The sequence below is a fragment of the Marinomonas sp. TI.3.20 genome (assembly GCF_038155025.1).
GTDB classification, from domain to species: domain Bacteria; phylum Pseudomonadota; class Gammaproteobacteria; order Pseudomonadales; family Marinomonadaceae; genus Marinomonas; species Marinomonas flavescens.
Map to the genome: position 1 here is coordinate 1 of NZ_JBAKAS010000012.1, position 17,217 is coordinate 17,217.

Consider the following 17,217-nt stretch of genomic DNA (forward strand, 5'->3'; position numbering starts at 1 on the left):
GGCAACTTCGCTATGCGGATGGGTCACCTGTTTTAGATGAAAATGGGGAATCTGTTTTTTACGATAAAGACAAAGGCTTCGTCACAAAAGATGGTAAACAAGCGGTACTTTCAGGAAAGCTGACTACGGCTGATGGCAAAATAGTGACCGCAAGTGGAAAAATAATAAAACCGACCTTCGAGACCCCGCTATCCAAGAGCCAGCTTGATGGAATGTTGTATAACGGTAAAGAGACGTATGTTGATGATAACGGCCAATTACGATATGCGGATGGGTCACCTGTTTTGGATGAAAATGGCGAATCTGTTTTTTACGATCCGAATAAAGGCTTCATTAATAAAGATGGAAAAAAAGCTAATTTAGGAACAAATCTAACTACGGCAGACGGCAAGCTTATTACTTCCAACGGTACTGTTGTTAGCAGCCTCCAAGACAAGCAAGTTTCTCAGGATGACCTAGCTGGTATGACATATAATGGTAAAACCGCGTATATAGATGAAAATGGTCAATTGAAATATATGGATGGCTCCCCAGTGCTCGATGAGAACGGTGAAGCTGTTTTCTATGACCCTAAAAAAGGTTTCTTGAATGCCAAAGGTGAAAATTCCGATTTAGGCGGCAAGCTTGCTACTTCATCAGGTGATTTAATAACGTCTAGAGGCACAGTTCGTCGACCAGCTAGCGATAAAAACAATGGTTTTGCATATCAAGAAATGGATAGAGATATTGCAAAAATAGCCGCACTTCAGAACGAAGAATCGGCATCAAAGGCAAATTCAAAGACGGCGCAAGCAGCAAGTCTTGGTAAGTTTTATCTCTCTAGCACAGGGGCTCTTTTATCGTCCGATATGGAGCCACTTACATTAAACTCAACAGCAGTGCTTTTAGACGACGACAATGCTTCTCAGTCTTCTTCTATAGCTTGGAACGTTGATACGCTATCTTTTTCAAGAACAAATAAGAATGTAAAACCGATAGTGTTTAAGGCAAAGAAAACAGGCCTTCTATACAACGCTAAAGGGGAATTAATCTCAAATAATGAAGACAAAGTACTATTATACCAAGGGGATAATTCAAAATTAGTGGGTGCAAATGGAGGAATTCTATTTGATAACAAGCAAGTTTTTATCAACACCAAAAGTGAATTGGTTGACGAGACAGGCGAATTTATCAAGGACACTCGAAACAAACAGATGTATTTCGATGATGCAACAGGAATCTACAATGCAGACTCTATGTTTGATATGACTGATGGCATATTGACCGACGCTCAAGGCCTAGCCATATCTCATAAGGGTCGCGTACTTAAAGGGACTAAAAAAGTACAAGCTTGGTACTATAATATTTCCAATTTGAGTAATGGAATAATTTTACGTGACGGTAAGCCAATATATGATGAACGCGGAATTAAATTGCGTGGAGTCAGACAAATAGAGAATGACCAAAAGTTCTTAGTTGTTACCAATCTTAAAGGTAATATTTACCAAGGTCTTAAATTCACATCCAAAAAAGAAAAAATTGTATTAACCAAGAAAGGCAAAGTAATTTCACCTTTTCAAGCTTTTGCATATGACTCGAAATCAAGAAAAATCCCGTTTGCCAAGGCAACTTTAGATTTTGAGATGCTTGGAGCCGGTTTGTTTGTGTCAAAAGAAGGTTTGGTGTTCTCGGATAGAGAATTAAAATACTTGGTACTAGACTCACGAATGCTACCGGTTAAATTTAATGGACGCACGTTGGTTAACCACAATGGTCCTTTGGCACCTATAGTCGTTCTGTCCACTAATAGTTATGGGAATTATTTAACGAATATTGATGGTTCTTTTATTTACCAAAATGGCAAGAGAATACCAATAAAAGAAGGGTTGGGTTTAGCTGAGGCTAAGGAAAAATTAGAAACTTCTCCAGGTTCTTTATTTCCGAGCGTCAATGCGGATGATCCAATTATCAATGACATGGGTAAATTCACCATCTCCAGCAAAGGTGTAGTTTACAAAAATAACAGTGTAATACCTACATATCTGAATGGAGTGCTAAGGTCAGATCAAGTCACTTTTAGCAGTCAAATTAAAGACCATACCGATGCACTTAATTTACCAAAATCTCTTACAAATATTGATGTTGGTAAGCGTTTCATAGTTGTAAACAATAATTCTATGCTAGCCGATGAGAATGGTATGGTCTTGTCAACAGATTATAAATATACACGAAACCGCTTTATTGATGACGATGGTAACGTTGTAATCAAGCCACAGAGCGTACTTGAATCGTTTTCAGATATTTTAATATCAAATGGTAAGGTAATTAACTTTAAGTTCTTAACATCAGTCAAAGCTGCTGGTGATCTTAAATTAGTTGGCAATATTTTAGTTAACGATAAAGGTGAAATGGTTAAGAAAGATGGTAAATGGGTCTACATTGACGATAAAGGAGTGGCCCGAGATTTAGCTACTGGTGAAATAGTAACGGGAGGAGACGGAGCCGCAATTCTTGATAAACGAAATGGCTGGGTTAACGATAAAGGTGTAGACACTAGCTTCGACTATCTAGAAACGGAATCCGGAAAGAGGTACAACTCAAAAGCAAAATTAACCAAAACCGGTAGCTTACACCGCAGAGCCAACCTAGGTAGTTTTCTTTTTGATGATGAAGATAAAGTCTATACAAAAAAAGAGAAACCTGTTGTTGTTGACAGCAAGCATCTTAAAGTAAAACAGAATGGATCTGTTGTTGCTGGCGAAGCTACTATTAAGAAAGACGGGGATGATGTTAAATTTACAGAAAATGGAATTGTATCTAATAAAGGAGAAGTAATTGCACAAGTTACGGATGATGGCTCCGTCGTTAAGAAAGGCTTACTCGGATCTGCAGCTGACACTATCAACAATCTAATTAAAGCGTCTAAGTCGAACTTACAGCGACTAAGGGAAGGGATGACCAATAAGACGATTATCGCTGCTAAACCGTCAGATGTTTCTAGTAACGTCACAGGTAATAACACTAATACCTCAAGCAATAATCCGCCTAAGGCTACATCGAGCACTGAGGCTCCAACTAGCACATCACAGGGTGGTAGTTCTAAGCCGACAGTATCGAGTGAGAATGTTAGAAATATTAGGCTTCCTTTGTTAAAAGATGCTCACGTGATGATGACTAATTCTGAGGCTATGAGCGTCACCACTTATCAACTTTCTGATATTCAATCAGAAGTTAATAGCATTGATAGTATTGCTAATGCAAAATTCACTACTAATGCGACAGGAACAGTAAGTTACGACGCTAAAAAAGTCGCGGCCAATGGAAGCCAACAGGCAACAAGTGGTGGCCCTGATGGAGCTGGATCAGATGATAGTAAGTTATCGTCTAGCAAAGATAAGGCTTATATACAGCTTTCTAAGGTTACTGACGTTCCAGAAAATGCATTCAAATTGTTCCGTAAGGGCGATCGCATAAGAGCTGTCATTGATGCTCCATATTCCACAGCGTCAGCGCAAAATGTCTTTATGCCCACAGTGAGATTAACGTCTGGAAACATGCGAGGAACAATTCTTGAAGCAAGTCAAATTGTTGCTGGCGCAGACGACCTTACTTTAGTCTTTGGTGATAAATTTACATTACCAAATAGTAAACAAGTTACTGCACCAGGTACTTTTGCTATTACTATCAATCCTAAAACCGGTTTTCCAGGAAGTGGTGCTATAGTGAATAATCATTTCTGGTCCAAATTTTTACGGATTGCGCCATTTGCTCTTATCGATAAGTGGGGATCATGGACAGAAGAAGAGCTAAAACAGGTAGAAACCTCCGATGATGGAGACAAAACCACAACTGTTGCTAAGCCGTCTCCTAAAGAAATTGGTCTTATTGTAGCTGGCGAAGCAGCAAATGAGGGGCGCAAATTGGTCCAGTCTGAAATAGATGCATTAACAAGGGAAATTGCTTTATGGCGTGGACAAGAGGTGTATGTGATTATCAGTGAGGATGTTTACGTTAACGAAGACGATCTTTATTAATGGTCTTTCAAACAATTGCCCCTTGCGTAATGTCATAGGGGCTTTTCTTTTGATTTTTAGCACAATAAAACACCTCTAAACTATATAGGGTGTGTGAAAAAGAGATATAAAACAGAAACCTAAGCGTTATTTGGTGTGTTTCTATAAATAAAAAGGCCACGATATGTGGCCTTTTTTGTTTGGTCAGTTAATGGTTTATTACGCACATTTGAGAGCTATGTGAACCACTTATTATGTCACTGACTAATACTTAACTAGCTTTAATTCCATATATTTTTTCTTGCGCCATCGCAGTCCAATACTCAAGGTTTTCAAGTATTTCTTGGAGCACTTTGTCACCTGCAGCGGCATCTACTTTGTCTTCATCATCCTTAGTGGGCTGTTTCTCTTTCTTTGCAACAGATTTTTTAATTTGAGCTTGTGCTGTAAGAATCATTTCTGAGGCGCCCGCTTTGGGTAAGGCCATAGCTAGAACTTCCAACGCTCTGTTTGCCCCTAGCTTTCTATATAATTGGTTTCGAATATAAACCTCAATAAATTCGTTTGCATAGCTCCAGATTTCTACCATCGGCACAGGGAAATAACCTGTTTGTCTAAACTCGGAGATTTTCGAGATCTTACCAATATCACGTAGAAGCATGTAAAAGTTTGCACCTTTTCCATGATCTAAGCGTAGAGGCTTAACATAACGATCGACTTCTTCTTGGCTGAGACCAAAAGCCTCAATACAATCGTCTGCCATTGCGTCTGACTGGAAACCTAATATCATGACTAGTGTAGCCACTTTATTGAAAAATTTGCCGTGAGCTGGTTGAGGTGAAGCAAATGCTAGCTCAGTACCTGAACGGCGAACCTCGTTAATAAATGAGCTCAAAATTGTTTGAGCATATCCAGCTTGACTTAGATCCACAGGCAAAAAGCGATGCACCTCATCAATATAGGAACGTTTAGGGGAGTTAACGAGCTCAGTAATTTTATCTAGATGATACTTTTTGATTCCTTCCGCAGATTTAGATTGATACGTTTGAGTAGAGCGCCACTGTTGTTCACGATCGATTTGATCATGATAAGTTTTAATAAAAGCATTTTGCAGTGATAGTGTATTTCGAATGAAAATGAACACTAAACCAAACCAAAAACGAGATTTATATTCATCTTCAGCGTTACCGCCTTGAGTAACTACTTCACCTAGCTCGAACGTACAAACATGTTTATTCCAGATCGTTACTGAGGATGGCTTGCAAACAGATGGATACGAATCAATAAAGGATTGTAGCTTAAGTGGAAACACTTCACTCAGAATTATCCCATCAACAGTCAATCGATATTTTTCAAGCCATTCAGTTCGAGCAGCGGCGGCAAGAACATCCTTCATCGTCGGAACACATAAACGCTGCACCTCATAAGCCCTATCCCATAATGAGTGTAAGCACAGAAAATCTACAATATCCCACCCTAAATATTTTACAGTGTTTTTGTACACATCAGAGGTTTCTGCTTCTTTGAACTCAAATCCCAAATAACTAAGCTGTTCCTCTAGCCATGGTATCTCCGCTAATCGTATTTGTTTGGCCGTGGAAGGGTGGGCGCATTTCTCGTAAGCAAAATTTAAACATTCTCCAAGCATATCCGATGCTTGAGGCATTTCGTCACCATGAACACCCATTAATCGGTCAGCAATGAGCGAATTAATGGTGGAAAACAGCTGTTTTGGTAATTGCCGAAGCCCCAGAGGTGTTTCAAGAATATTTATATATGCTTGATCCATACGGATAAAAGCAAACTTGTCTTTAATTGCTGGATTTTCTACAGCATAAGCAACGGTGGATGCTTCAGTCGACGCACCGACATCGATAGAGAACTGGTAGGGTATATTTTTATTACCTCGCTTGAGTACCATCCTATCCCTAAGGGCTTGCGCTATAACGGTTTTACCAGAACCCATTGCACCAACTAGGAATGCAATCTTGGCGGTCCGACCTACTAACGGGTCAAATGGAAGAGCTTTACCATCGTCTGCCATTAGCAACATATCGCCCGTATTAGTGTAGGGCAAAGATGGTCGCATATACGGACACCTTGCGACAACATCAACTAAAGCGTGAGGAATCTTTGCGGCAGTAGATCGTAAAACACAAGGCATTGATGAATAAAACGAGTGTAATGGAGTTCTGCGATCAATATGACATTTATTATTCTCTGCTGTAGTCCATTTCTCTATGATCATGACGAGGTCATTTGCACGATTGTATAGCTTTTTTATAGCAGCTTCGTCCGTCCCATCTACCCATGTTAGGAAACTCTGACTAATATTAACGACTGTGTTATTTTTGTAGAAATCCCTGATCTTTTGATAGGCGATCTTAAACTTTTGTTGAGTCTCATTTCCTTGAAGGGTCCAGGTTGCCTTGCTGGCTACAAATTCTTTTTTTAGAAGCGCTAAAGGATTTCCACCAATTCGAGTCTTCGATATATAGGGAATCCTTTTTTTAAGTATCTCGGCATGTAGCTCGTTATATGAAGATGGCCCCTTGGAATAAGAGTCAACTAATACTGAAAGGAAAACTCTATCTCCATGAACAATTATATTGCGGTCCTTTGGATGAACTTCGGCGCCATCACCAAATAGTGCTTGATGATAATCTTTGCCTAGAGCTTCATCTAAAGCCTGATCTCCTGTATCTCCAGAAAGACCGGTAGGTGTTAAATTTACTGGAGGCATATTTTCTAGCAAGACATCAGCCGATTTAGTTGATGTAAATACTTTCAGGATGGACTTAGCTTTTTGGTGATTAAGCCGCGTTGCTGAAATATTGCATTTAACGTCGGTTACGAATCGTTCAAAAACAGAAACAAATAGATTATGTTTAGTTAACAGCCGGTCTCCTGCGCCTTGACGATATGCATCCATGTAATGCTCAGAAAGCGGAATGTCTGGGATGTTTTCTTTTAGCAATCCATCGTCGTTAATATACAGATTCTTATCGTTAGGAGTTACAAGCGCGATTATATGAGTCTCAAAGAACATTTGATGCTCAAGCATGCGCTTCATAGATTCATCTTTTGCTTTAACGTTTAAGCCTAACTTTTCTGCAGTCTCTTGCCTTCCATCCAGATATACGCCAATACGGTCTTGAATATTATCCTGATAAGTGGCGAAGCAGTCTTCTATATAATGACCATCTTTTAACTCCGCAGATAAGCTTGTATTGAAGCTAGTGATAATATTGCCAAATGTTTGAGAGGTTGGTGCAATAGCTAAGCCATCGACTAGGTAATACGTGACATAGGAAAAGTCGTCGCAAAGGAAAGCATGGCCAGTAGCGCTGTCTCCAGCGCCAACTTCATTAATGAGTGATGTGAAGCGTGAATGGGATTTCGTAAAGCCTCTAATTTTTTTACGATAAGCTGAAGACATTTTGTTAGCAAGTAAACTAAATGAGTGTGGCAGCTCAATTTCATGGAACATTATTCAGTCCTCTCAACAGTAATATTTAAATTCTTTTCTACTTCTCGAATAATAAAAACACTACCGAATAGATCGAGCATTTGTTCAATGGAAGGGATTACAGCGATCTTCTTAAGGGTTTCACGAGTAACGAGATGCTTGATCTTTTCGTGCTCTATAGTTGTTAAATCATTCACTGCTGCTCTAATGGCAATACCGAGAGATTTGTGTAGCTTGTACTCAAGGAGCTCAGCTTCAGCGTTATCTGAACTACCAGTTTTAGCTTTAATAGCGAGAGCGGAGGCAATTTCGTTATAAGCTTTTTTCATAGATCCCAATTGTGTTTTTACTTGGTCTTTAGGGATCTTATACTCGCCATCTTTAGAGTGTATCTTAATACTTATAATCGTCTCAGTTTGGTATGAAAGTACTGCTATGAGGAAAGCTGTGCGAAGAATAGACTGTCTAGAAACGATAGAGCTAGGTATGACTGTTACGTATGAGCAATGTTCGATATTGTGAACATTAGATTCCATCAAAATACCAGCCGACGTGAATCGAACAATACATGAATAGCAAATAGGGCATAGGTTTATTTGCCTTTTACTCCCTTGTCTCAAGACAAAGCCGGTACTTGAGAGCCGGTCGCCTGAGACGAAATCGTTATGACATGATTGGCAAATGGATCTCTCGTTAGAGGGCAGTTCTATGGCCTCCATTTCTGAGGATAAAAACTGCTCACTGAATTGTGGGATTACAATAGCTTGATCAGCTTTTAATAGATTACGTTTCTTAGGTTTCGCGTTATGTATTTTTGGTTTTAACATAGCATCAGTCAATAAGGCCATTAATGGGCTTATTATTCTAAATAGACTTGAGCCTATTATCTATATTAAATAAAAAAAAACCGTGCCCACGTTGTAAGTGGCACGGTTTTTATCTGAAGGTTAGTATGTTTTCTAACTAGCCGAGAAGGTCGTCGATTTAGGGTTGGCTGCTGTCATGCCACTATCTGTGATCATGACATTTGTCAAATAACCACCACCTAATAGCGTAAGACCAGCACCTACCAACATCTTTGTGCCAAAATTTTCCACTTCTCGCTCTGACTTGAATTTTTGGAATAAGATTACAGCAAGAACTACAAAACCAGCTAGAGTTGCAAAAATAGCACTAGCGTTAATTAATGCTGTACCAATGCTACCAATGTTATTGATCGTAGTTACTGCTTGACCGCCAGCGGCGGCTGCACTTGCATGCGCAGAAGTAATGGCTCCCAAAGTAAGTATCGCTGGTGCGGAAAGCGTCTTAGCTACACGTGATTTCATCAGTATTACCCTTATTTTTCAGTTAATTTAATTAATAGCTCTAATTGATGTTAAGTTAATTAGTCTAATTAGGATTTTAACGTTTAATAAAAAAATTAAAAGCCTTAATTTCAAATTTTTGCATTTGCATTTTCATTTAGCTACCTGTACGACACCAAGGTTCTTTATGAAATCATTGCTCAAATTAAAATCAGACATATAGGTGCCATTAATAGCACCAGTTGACAACAGGATCATGCACCCAGAAAGAAGCATTTTTAATCCAAAATTAGGAATTTGCTGCTCGTTCTTGTATTTAAGCATCAATATCGAGTACATCGATGTGAATCCTTTTAATGCTGCAAAAATGTACAGCACATCAACTAACTTAATTACGATTTTCGTTAGAACATTGATAGAGTTAACGTAGTCAACGTTACCTGCGGCATGTGCATTGCCAATCAACATGAAGAAGACAATGACTGCTACTTGATTGAGTGTTATGTGTCTCATGATGTTGTCGCCGTGCCAATTATCGTTGCATAAAAGGAAATTAAAGCCTGATTTATTGCTAGCAGCATGACACTATGAATCATTTTTCCAACACCCTCATAGTTTGTACTTGTAGCCATATAAGCTAGTGTGGCCCAGAGAATCGCTGATACTGCACACATCGTGCCCCAGACATCCTTTGAACCAATAGACACAGAGTTATATGCGACTTGGGTAAACAAATAGAACGGGTTGTCAAAACCTAGATCGGCACTGATCATCACTAATATTGCAGGTAGAAACATAGCCCATCCGGAGTTAAAGAAAACACTTCCTATGGATTGGGTTTGCTGCTGCATCATTTGACCGTCTTGTTCTTTTATCTTTTTATCAATTCCGGTGTAAAAAAGCCAAGTACCACCAGCATAGAACCAGATAAACAACAACGTTAGGTATGAAGCCGAGATCGACACCATCACATCTGCCATTGTTGACGCCCACGTTTATTTGTAATTACATAACCTTTACTGGTAATCAGTCGTGGATAATCACCATCTACGAAATCAGTAATTTGACCCCAATAATCTAGATCTGATCCAATAGTGAATTGATATGTTCCACCACTAGAATCTTTCAAATTGAAATAGTTACCAACGGTGCCAGTTAGCGTCCACTCGTTTGCCAGGATGTATTTGCCATTAGCCGTATTAGTTTTAGCGGAGGCTAGATTTGGATTGATACTCTTTTTAGGTGCGCCGTATTGTTTGGAATAGTCTGATGTTGTGGTTAAAGATATTCCGTTTTTCTTGTAATCGACACGATTAGGCACCGAGGTTATGTAAGTCGCATTAGTAACTTTTTGGTCTAGACCGTTTACTTTGTCTGCGTATTGGCTAACGATCCCTTTCACATTTTTTAAATCGACTGATACGGTACTTTTAAGGCTGTTAATCGCTGTTGAATTTACTGTTGACCGATGTTCCAACTTCGTAACGTCAGTGAGGAGGCGAGCAATGTCTTTAGCATTAAACTCACCTTTTGTTGACATCGCAGTCAGGGAGTTTTTTAAATCAGAGAGAGCACTGACCTGTACGTTTTGCGACTGGCGTAATCGAGTGAGGTCTGAAGACAAGCTTTGCTGTATGTCATTATTTGTATGCACAGTATTCAAGAGTTGCTTAATCTTGGAGTTATTATCTTCAACCTCAGACGCATATTGATTTAATTGGTGACTTAAACTAAGCATATTTTTTTCTAGCGACCTTAGTTTTTCTACCTGAGCATTATGTTCTTCTACCTGATGGCTAACAGTTTTGGCCAACGCTGCTGGCGCTACTGCTTTTTTTTGATTACTGCTTTTTGCTGGTACGTTATTTATAGCAACGCTAGGGCTGTTAAGTAGATCCGAATTTGAGAGAGCATAACTACCAGCTATAAGTCCAACAATGGCGGCACCGCAACAAGTTTTCGCTACTTTGGATTCAGGCAATTTAGATTTCGCAAACTCTTGAAATCCGCCAATCTTGTTTTTAATAGCATCCATCTTACTTGGCTCTTGGTATTGCTCGGCTACAATACGCGCTCTCTCGTCAGATATGTCATTGTTAGTCAGATAGGGATCTGTTTTGTCACCGGCACCACCAGCATCAGTGACTTCTTCTTCTACTACTTCTTCTTCTTCTTCTTCTACTACTACTTCTTCTACTTCTACTTCTTCAGCATCAGAGCCATCTACTTCTTGCGCTGCTTCTTGAGCGTCAACAGCACTAGCATCGTTGTCATTCAACCCATCATCATCTAGATCGAAGTCTAATTCGTCTAAAAGTTCTTGTTCTGATTTATCTCTGTTGTCGTCCACGCTATTCCTCTCCAAAAAAGGTTAATTAATTTTTTGTTTCAGTCACTGTTGCCTTTAAAGGGTAGTCCTTCAAATTAGTAAGCTTCATCATCAAGTCAGCATAAGACTTACCTCTGATATGTTGAGTTTTTTCAACCATATAGTCATAGTTAAAATCCCAAATAGGTTTGATACCCGCGATTTTTGCAAGACGAAAAATATTATCCCGAAGTGAGCCTTTTTTAACTGTAAAGCCAAAGTGTAGGTTTTCGTTACCGGCGTCATACACACGTAAAGTTTTGCCAACTTTCGTGTCTTCGATAGAAGCTTCAAGTGGGTAACCGTTAAAGATGACATTTAGAAGTTCGTCAAACGAGCTTGCCGATATGATTTGATCTTCTGGAACAAAGAAGTCGTATGAAGTATCAAATACGACTGAATCGATGTTCGACTTACCAACAAGGCGAGTAATGTTGTCTTGTAGTGAGCCACGTAGAATTGGAAAACTCACCTTACCTGTATTCTGAAGAGTAGGATTTTTCAAATATACGAATAAAGCATCTTTATCAGCCATCAAAGTCTTGAGCTCACGTCCGCTCAAGTCTATACCGGCTATAGGAGTGGGCGTATATACTTGAGCGTTACCGTATTTAATAATGCCGATGTCACTCTTAGGTATTAGGACCTCACCACTTTTATTAACAGAATAGGGCTTACCACTGATATAAGTGTAATCCGAACCGATATTTGGTGAATCTAGTGACTCTAATGGAACCCAAACAGGACTTGGAGCATCTTTATTACCTTCATTGGTAATGGTCGTATCTGTGTTGTCTTTAGCTATACTGCTACCTTGAATATAAGAGCATCCGGATAGAAGGACAGATATTGCAACAGCGCTTAAATAAAAAGTATGTTTCATTGTTTATTAGTCCGCTTTAATAAATCCACTTGCGTGATAATTCTCAAATGCCTCTGTAGCCTTGAGAAGTTTCTGGGGTGTTAACATTTTTCTAGAGGTGATCAAGGCGTAACAGCATGCGTCAGGGTTTGCACTCGCTATTTGGAGCAACTTTGTCACGCAAACACTTTGGCCTAAATTGAACCATGAGTATCTTCGTCCCTTACCGAGCGTTACGAGCCTATAGAAAAACCCGTAAAGCCCCTCATAATTGTCAGTAAGTTGAATAGGTAAGCGAACAGTAAGCTCTTCAGCCATACCTTCAGGAGAAATGCGCGGCATACGAGCATGGATAGATTGAATAAGCTTATGAACGTATTGAACATCATCAGCGTTCTTAGGCATGACCACATCAGCAGCTTCAGAAGGAGAAATACGAATTGTGCCCCAGTGTATTGACCCAATATCAGTTATTTTAATTTTTTGAACTTGGCCCCACCAACTATTCGCCGCTTCGTCCAAGCCTTTATCTTTCAATTTATCTTCTATTTGCGTTAGTGATTTAGGCTTAGTAAATATCATAATGTCTCCTCATAAACGCTCAACATTTCTTTGTCAGCTTTATCGAGCAGGGGAGCGTCTGAGATTTTGGTTGGCCTACCTAAGTAATAGCCTTGCCCGTACACATCCGCGCTAATAAGCTTAGATATCTTCTCTATCATGCGTAAGTGCTCTTCTGTTTCAATCCCCTCAAAAACGATGCTAGAGACACTCATGGACCTAATGAAGTTTATTAGCCTTACCTCGACATTGTCCCGAGAGCACTCATTGCCCATGTCAGCTGAGGAGTTCAAAAAAATGTCGCCTTTACGAACATTTTTTGTCATATCCCAAAAAAAGTTTTTATCGACCTTTACAATGGAAACGATATTGTCAAAGCGGCGCAAACGGTCGTAGTTAGAGCCAGCAACACCAAAGTCATCAATAGCAAAGCAGACGCCTCTTTTATGTAGGCGTTTAAGGTTGTTTTTGAGAGTCAGATCTCGTAACGACTGCTCTTCAAGCTGCGTTTCAGCAATCTCAATAATGATGGACCGGTCAGAAAGAACGGATTTAGGCAATGATTTTTCTAGCAGTTCGAAAGCTTTGCCATCAAGAAATACATCGCAGGAGAGGTTAAATGTAAGCGGCAAATCAATATGGGCGGTTTTCTCAAGTAATTGTATAAAAACCTTCACGTTCTCCATGGCAGTTAGCCACTTAAACATTGCAGCAGGTTCTATTACATATTGATCATTTACAAAAAATCTAGCGAGGACTTCATAATGAGTGGTCTGTCTAGATTCTAGAGAGTGAATAGGCTGGAGATATGGTTGTACTTTGTCATACCACTGGGTAGAAGCATTAATGTCAGCACGTAACAAAGACATCATTTCTTCAAGTACAAAAGTAGCAATTTTTTCAGGTGATAGATGGGCTATTTCTAATGGTGCCAACATGTAGCCGCTCATTGGGATTAGCGATTCGTATTTGTGGTTAGGGTTAACGAGAATGATCGTGGGTACCTTATTTAGCAATTGCTTTTGTTTGACCCATGATTTTTCACATACGATCAACCCCAAAGCCGATTCACTTGATCCTTGGCGCGGGAAAATATTATTAATTTTAGCCTGTACGGCTGTGTCACTGACGTCAACATGAACCATCGAACTAGCCTTTACTCATCTAAAAAAGAAACTCGTATATTTGTATTGGCAACCATTTTTGCCACTATGTCATACACACTAGAGCCAATAATTAATTGAGGCTTTAGTAGCTGAGCGCTATCAAATGGGTCTATTTCTGAAGTATCTATAGCTACCCCCATTTGCTTGGAAAAACGCTCAATATTTTCTAGAAAAGTTCCGCCCTTAACTACGTATGAGATCTGATCGTCATGCGGGTCAGTGCTGACAGAAGAAGTGGTTTTGATTGCGAAATGGTTATCTTTAATTGTAATTTCCGCACCACTAATTTCCGCATTAATAGCTTTAGCAACAGAGACCATTGAGGTGCCTTTAACAAAAAGCCGTTTAATCAAATAAATATCGTGCCCTAAAGGGATCTCGATTGGCCCCATACCATGCATTCGACTGAGGTCGGACAAGTCCCTGAATACACTTCCTTCGTAAACAACAGTGCCTTGATCGTATGTGTAGGACCGTTTCCCAGGTTGCCCCATAGGAGAACAATTTTTAGGCTGAACGGCATAGACAGACGATATAGAACTGCTTAACAAAACGACTATTCCTAGCGTCTTAAACATTCAAAATATCTCCTATTTATCGAATTAGATAAGAAAATGGATGAGAAAGGGCTGTAAATGCATTTTCTTATTTCAAAACTTAATGCGATTTTATAGTATTAACTTACGTAATGCTAATAATAAAACTATTGGCATTAGTTCATATAGATTAGTTAAGAATTAACGATATCATTAGGCTCTTATTGAAATAAACGCCCTTATATTAGGTGATGGTGAATAGATGAAGCAGTACATAAAAAACGTGATAGACATGAAAACCGTGGCTCTTACGTTATTAGTTAGTAGCATTACAGCAGCCGCACAGGCTGAAACAGTGATTAAGTTTAGTAGCAGCGACAAGTATTCAGTAATGGATCAGAAATTAGATGCTGGCCCCTACTTGAATAAGTTTGATTTACGCGGGAAAAACCAGCCTCGAATTGATCATTTAAACGCACTAGCTGGTGGCGGTAGCATGGAGATTTCAGGTGGTCATCCTTCAGCAGACCTCTTTTCATCATGGATTTTAGATGACCGAATCACATTGAAAGAAAATTTAGAAAGTTGGGTAGACATCCACAACTCGCAATCTGCCGAGAAAGTGAAACTAATTTGGCCTAAGGATGCAGGCCCAGGCGTGTTCCATTACGGCTACAGCTTTAATGGAACTATTTTCGAAGCGGCAACACGACTCGGACTTGCCGCAAAGGAAAGCCATTGGCCAATTACAATCCGAATCAACACCCTAATGAACACCATTACTGTAGAACAAAAGGGCTAAGCTAATGATGAAGAACTATGTGAAAATATTTTCAGTTTGCGCAGTCGCCTCTGCCGTCTCTGCATGCTCCTCATTCAATCCACACCCTGAGACTAGAATTGCTGTAGCACCGAAACCGGTACCGGTTTTAATGGAATTAGGCCCTAAAAAACAACAGGCGGTCGAGATTTCTGATACTTTCGATTTTGGTCCGTTTGAGTGGGGCTCTTCAAAGGATCTAACGCCAAGTTTTCTAGTCGATAAGCGCTTTAGCTTCCATGAGGAAAAACCTCTACCCGCAAGTGTAGTGGTGACCACCTTGGAACAGCTATACAAGGTCAACATAAAGTTAAGCGATGACGCAAAACGCGCTATCTCACGCGACGACGGTTACTTTAAAGATGACAATAAAAGTCACGTTGAAACCGGAATGATGGTGCTTAATGGATACAAGCAAACCCTAAAGTACTGGCTTGATGCCATTGATACACGATTTGACCTAACTTGGTCTGTGTATGATGATGGAAAGGATCAGGGCGTCATTATTAGCGCACTTGATGATGCAACTATTTCATTTTCTAACACTTCGAAACCCTACCTTTCAGCCGTGCAAAACATATTGACTATGTATGGATCGAAAAGTGGTTCTAGCTACATGTCTGTAACCGATGGCCAACGAGGAATTTTAGAGCTTCATGATTTTCCGCCCAACATTTCCATGATCAAATCTAAGATTCAAAATATAGCCTTACAGCCCGTTCAACACTACCATTACGAGGCGTCATTCATTGAGGCTGACTTAAACAATAAGTCTGCTAATGGGCTTGCTGCTGTAAAGTTCCTGAAGGAATTAGGCAGCCAAAGTGGCATTTATAGCGGCCAAAACCTCGACAAAGCGCGACTTTCCTTCTTTGACTTGAGCAAGCCAATTATCAATCAAGAAGACAATCCGGATTATATTGAATCTGTGAAGCAGCTGTCTTTCAGTGGAGAAAATTTACATTTCCAGAAAGCTGGCTCAGATATCACTTTCTCAGCAAACTCTTTTGCAATAGATGGCAATCCTGATGAAGTAAATACCGACTACACTTTCTCTATCAAAGAACCTAACGGTCACCAGGTGCAGTTTATGTCTAGCAAAATTCATGATATCAACACGCCGGTTTTCCATGTCTTAACAGAAGATGGTGCCGGTAATGGCATAATCCGAAATAAAGATAAAGGGGTAGGGCCAGACGGGACAGCAAAAGCGATGGTATTGATAATTAAGATGGAGAAAGATTCTTAGCAATATTCTGGGCGCTATAAAAACCTTGAATTTCATTACTGATTTCAAGGTTTTTTATGTCTTTTGTTCTATAGAGCAGGGTAGAGCTCGGAAATTCTTTCCTTGATCGATAACCGTGAATAAAAGATCTCTCTTTTCCTTCTCGCCACGATCACGTTCATGTTCATGTATGTGGCAATCTCATCAGGACTTGCCCCAGCTTTAAACAAACCCTCTAAGTGCGTCTCTTTAAGAGATAGCACTGAGCATGATTCTTTGATGCTGGCGAGCCCCATTGCCTCTTTTAACAGTCCATAGGCTTCAGTAGGGCGGAGCGAAGGTGATTTATTGCTGCCTTTGTTGTCCACTTCTATCACTTTGAATTGTGAACCACTTCCGCCCTCAAAGAAGAAATCATGTTTATCGGAGCCCTTAAGGCAGCGCCATTCATAATAGCGATTTAATATACTAAATGCTGGTGGCGGTGCATATAAGGTCCTACCGTTCGACTTAATAGCCATAGACCCGTTAGAGAAGGCTGTATCTGCAATCCTCAGCATTGAAGCCTCTAAGGGTGTAAGCCCCCACCCAAGTTGACTCCACAGAAAAGCAGTTCGCAACAGAGGGTCATATTTTACTGATTCGCTTTTAGTGGCCTGTTCGTTTACAGAGATCAACTCACTCACTTCATGATTTGTTAGCGGAATAGATTTTTGTCTTGCCATAATGATCCAGTGGGAAAATGAATATTAATTATAATGATGCCATTTTCGCATAATTATAATTAATTTTCTCCGATACTTCGGATTATCAGACCGCACCAACAACGGAATTACGCCTATAAGTGGTAGTTTAGTCACAATTTATCTTTTATTAGTAATGATGACGGCATGAATCGAGAGAGACCT

Annotated in this window: 14 protein-coding genes; 3 read left to right on the forward strand and 11 right to left on the reverse strand. The window is 39.8% G+C overall.

Annotated elements, in window-relative coordinates; genetic code table 11:
* Window positions 1-4,013 (forward strand): hypothetical protein (locus V6259_RS12460; protein WP_341584774.1); only part of this gene is annotated, 4,013 nt, incomplete at its 5' end.
* A gap of 250 nt (window positions 4,014-4,263) precedes the next feature.
* On the opposite strand, the gene V6259_RS12465 is transcribed toward V6259_RS12460, so the two are convergent.
* From V6259_RS12465 to V6259_RS12510, 10 genes are all read right to left on the reverse strand, one after another.
* On the reverse strand, window positions 4,264-7,482 hold the full coding sequence (locus V6259_RS12465; RefSeq protein ID WP_341584775.1) for a hypothetical protein: 3,219 nt from the start codon (window positions 7,480-7,482) through the stop codon (window positions 4,264-4,266).
* Window positions 7,482-7,997, reverse strand: coding sequence for a hypothetical protein (locus V6259_RS12470; protein ID WP_341584776.1), 516 nt, complete (start codon window positions 7,995-7,997; stop codon window positions 7,482-7,484). The genes V6259_RS12465 and V6259_RS12470 overlap by 1 nt, the downstream gene beginning before the upstream one ends.
* Window positions 7,998-8,420: 423 nt before the next feature.
* Window positions 8,421-8,789 (reverse strand): hypothetical protein, encoded by a 369-nt coding sequence (locus V6259_RS12475; RefSeq protein ID WP_341584777.1) that lies wholly within the window; start codon window positions 8,787-8,789, stop codon window positions 8,421-8,423.
* 132 nt (window positions 8,790-8,921) lie between these two features.
* Window positions 8,922-9,281: a hypothetical protein gene (locus tag V6259_RS12480; RefSeq protein ID WP_341584778.1), complete on the reverse strand. Its 360-nt coding sequence runs from the start codon at window positions 9,279-9,281 to the stop codon at window positions 8,922-8,924.
* Window positions 9,278-9,748: a hypothetical protein gene (locus V6259_RS12485; RefSeq protein ID WP_341584779.1), complete on the reverse strand. Its 471-nt coding sequence runs from the start codon at window positions 9,746-9,748 to the stop codon at window positions 9,278-9,280. The genes V6259_RS12480 and V6259_RS12485 overlap by 4 nt, the downstream gene beginning before the upstream one ends.
* On the reverse strand, window positions 9,736-11,118 hold the full coding sequence (locus V6259_RS12490) for a hypothetical protein (RefSeq protein WP_341584780.1): 1,383 nt from the start codon (window positions 11,116-11,118) through the stop codon (window positions 9,736-9,738). Before V6259_RS12490 ends, V6259_RS12485 begins: the two co-directional genes overlap by 13 nt.
* Window positions 11,119-11,143: 25 nt before the next feature.
* On the reverse strand, window positions 11,144-12,019 hold the full coding sequence (locus V6259_RS12495; protein WP_341584781.1) for a hypothetical protein: 876 nt from the start codon (window positions 12,017-12,019) through the stop codon (window positions 11,144-11,146).
* A 6-nt stretch (window positions 12,020-12,025) separates the two neighbouring features.
* Entirely contained in the window at window positions 12,026-12,580 is a 555-nt protein-coding gene (locus V6259_RS12500; protein WP_341584782.1) for a hypothetical protein, read from the reverse strand.
* Window positions 12,577-13,497, reverse strand: a complete 921-nt coding sequence (locus V6259_RS12505) for an EAL domain-containing protein (RefSeq protein ID WP_341584783.1) — start codon at window positions 13,495-13,497, stop codon at window positions 12,577-12,579. The genes V6259_RS12500 and V6259_RS12505 overlap by 4 nt, the downstream gene beginning before the upstream one ends.
* 218 nt (window positions 13,498-13,715) lie before the next feature.
* A complete protein-coding gene (locus V6259_RS12510; RefSeq protein ID WP_341584784.1) occupies window positions 13,716-14,303 on the reverse strand; it encodes a hypothetical protein in 588 nt (195 codons plus the stop codon).
* Window positions 14,304-14,523: 220 nt separating this feature from the next.
* Here V6259_RS12510 and V6259_RS12515 point away from each other — a divergent pair, with 220 nt between their 5' ends.
* Together V6259_RS12515 and V6259_RS12520 are read left to right on the forward strand one after the other, a co-directional pair.
* A complete protein-coding gene (locus V6259_RS12515) occupies window positions 14,524-15,063 on the forward strand; it encodes a hypothetical protein (protein WP_341584785.1) in 540 nt (179 codons plus the stop codon).
* Window positions 15,064-15,067: 4 nt separating this feature from the next.
* On the forward strand, window positions 15,068-16,330 hold the full coding sequence (locus V6259_RS12520) for a hypothetical protein (protein ID WP_341584786.1): 1,263 nt from the start codon (window positions 15,068-15,070) through the stop codon (window positions 16,328-16,330).
* Window positions 16,331-16,398: 68 nt separating this feature from the next.
* Here the strand turns inward: V6259_RS12520 and V6259_RS12525 are convergent, their stop codons facing one another.
* Entirely contained in the window at window positions 16,399-17,034 is a 636-nt protein-coding gene (locus V6259_RS12525; RefSeq protein ID WP_341584787.1) for a hypothetical protein, read from the reverse strand.
* Window positions 17,035-17,217: the final 183 nt, after the last annotated feature.

Coding starts and splice junctions, on each gene's coding strand:
- V6259_RS12465 (WP_341584775.1), bottom strand. CDS start 7,482: ATGTTCCATGAAATTGAGCTGCCACACTCATTTAGTTTACTTGCTAAC.
- V6259_RS12470 (WP_341584776.1), bottom strand. CDS start 7,997: ATGGAATCTAATGTTCACAATATCGAACATTGCTCATACGTAACAGTC.
- V6259_RS12475 (WP_341584777.1), bottom strand. CDS start 8,789: ATGAAATCACGTGTAGCTAAGACGCTTTCCGCACCAGCGATACTTACT.
- V6259_RS12480 (WP_341584778.1), bottom strand. CDS start 9,281: ATGAGACACATAACACTCAATCAAGTAGCAGTCATTGTCTTCTTCATG.
- V6259_RS12485 (WP_341584779.1), bottom strand. CDS start 9,748: ATGGCAGATGTGATGGTGTCGATCTCGGCTTCATACCTAACGTTGTTG.
- V6259_RS12495 (WP_341584781.1), bottom strand. CDS start 12,019: ATGAAACATACTTTTTATTTAAGCGCTGTTGCAATATCTGTCCTTCTA.
- V6259_RS12500 (WP_341584782.1), bottom strand. CDS start 12,580: ATGATATTTACTAAGCCTAAATCACTAACGCAAATAGAAGATAAATTG.
- V6259_RS12505 (WP_341584783.1), bottom strand. CDS start 13,497: ATGTTGGCACCATTAGAAATAGCCCATCTATCACCTGAAAAAATTGCT.
- V6259_RS12510 (WP_341584784.1), bottom strand. CDS start 14,303: ATGTTTAAGACGCTAGGAATAGTCGTTTTGTTAAGCAGTTCTATATCG.
- V6259_RS12515 (WP_341584785.1), top strand. CDS start 14,524: ATGAAGCAGTACATAAAAAACGTGATAGACATGAAAACCGTGGCTCTT.
- V6259_RS12520 (WP_341584786.1), top strand. CDS start 15,068: ATGATGAAGAACTATGTGAAAATATTTTCAGTTTGCGCAGTCGCCTCT.
- V6259_RS12525 (WP_341584787.1), bottom strand. CDS start 17,034: ATGGCAAGACAAAAATCTATTCCGCTAACAAATCATGAAGTGAGTGAG.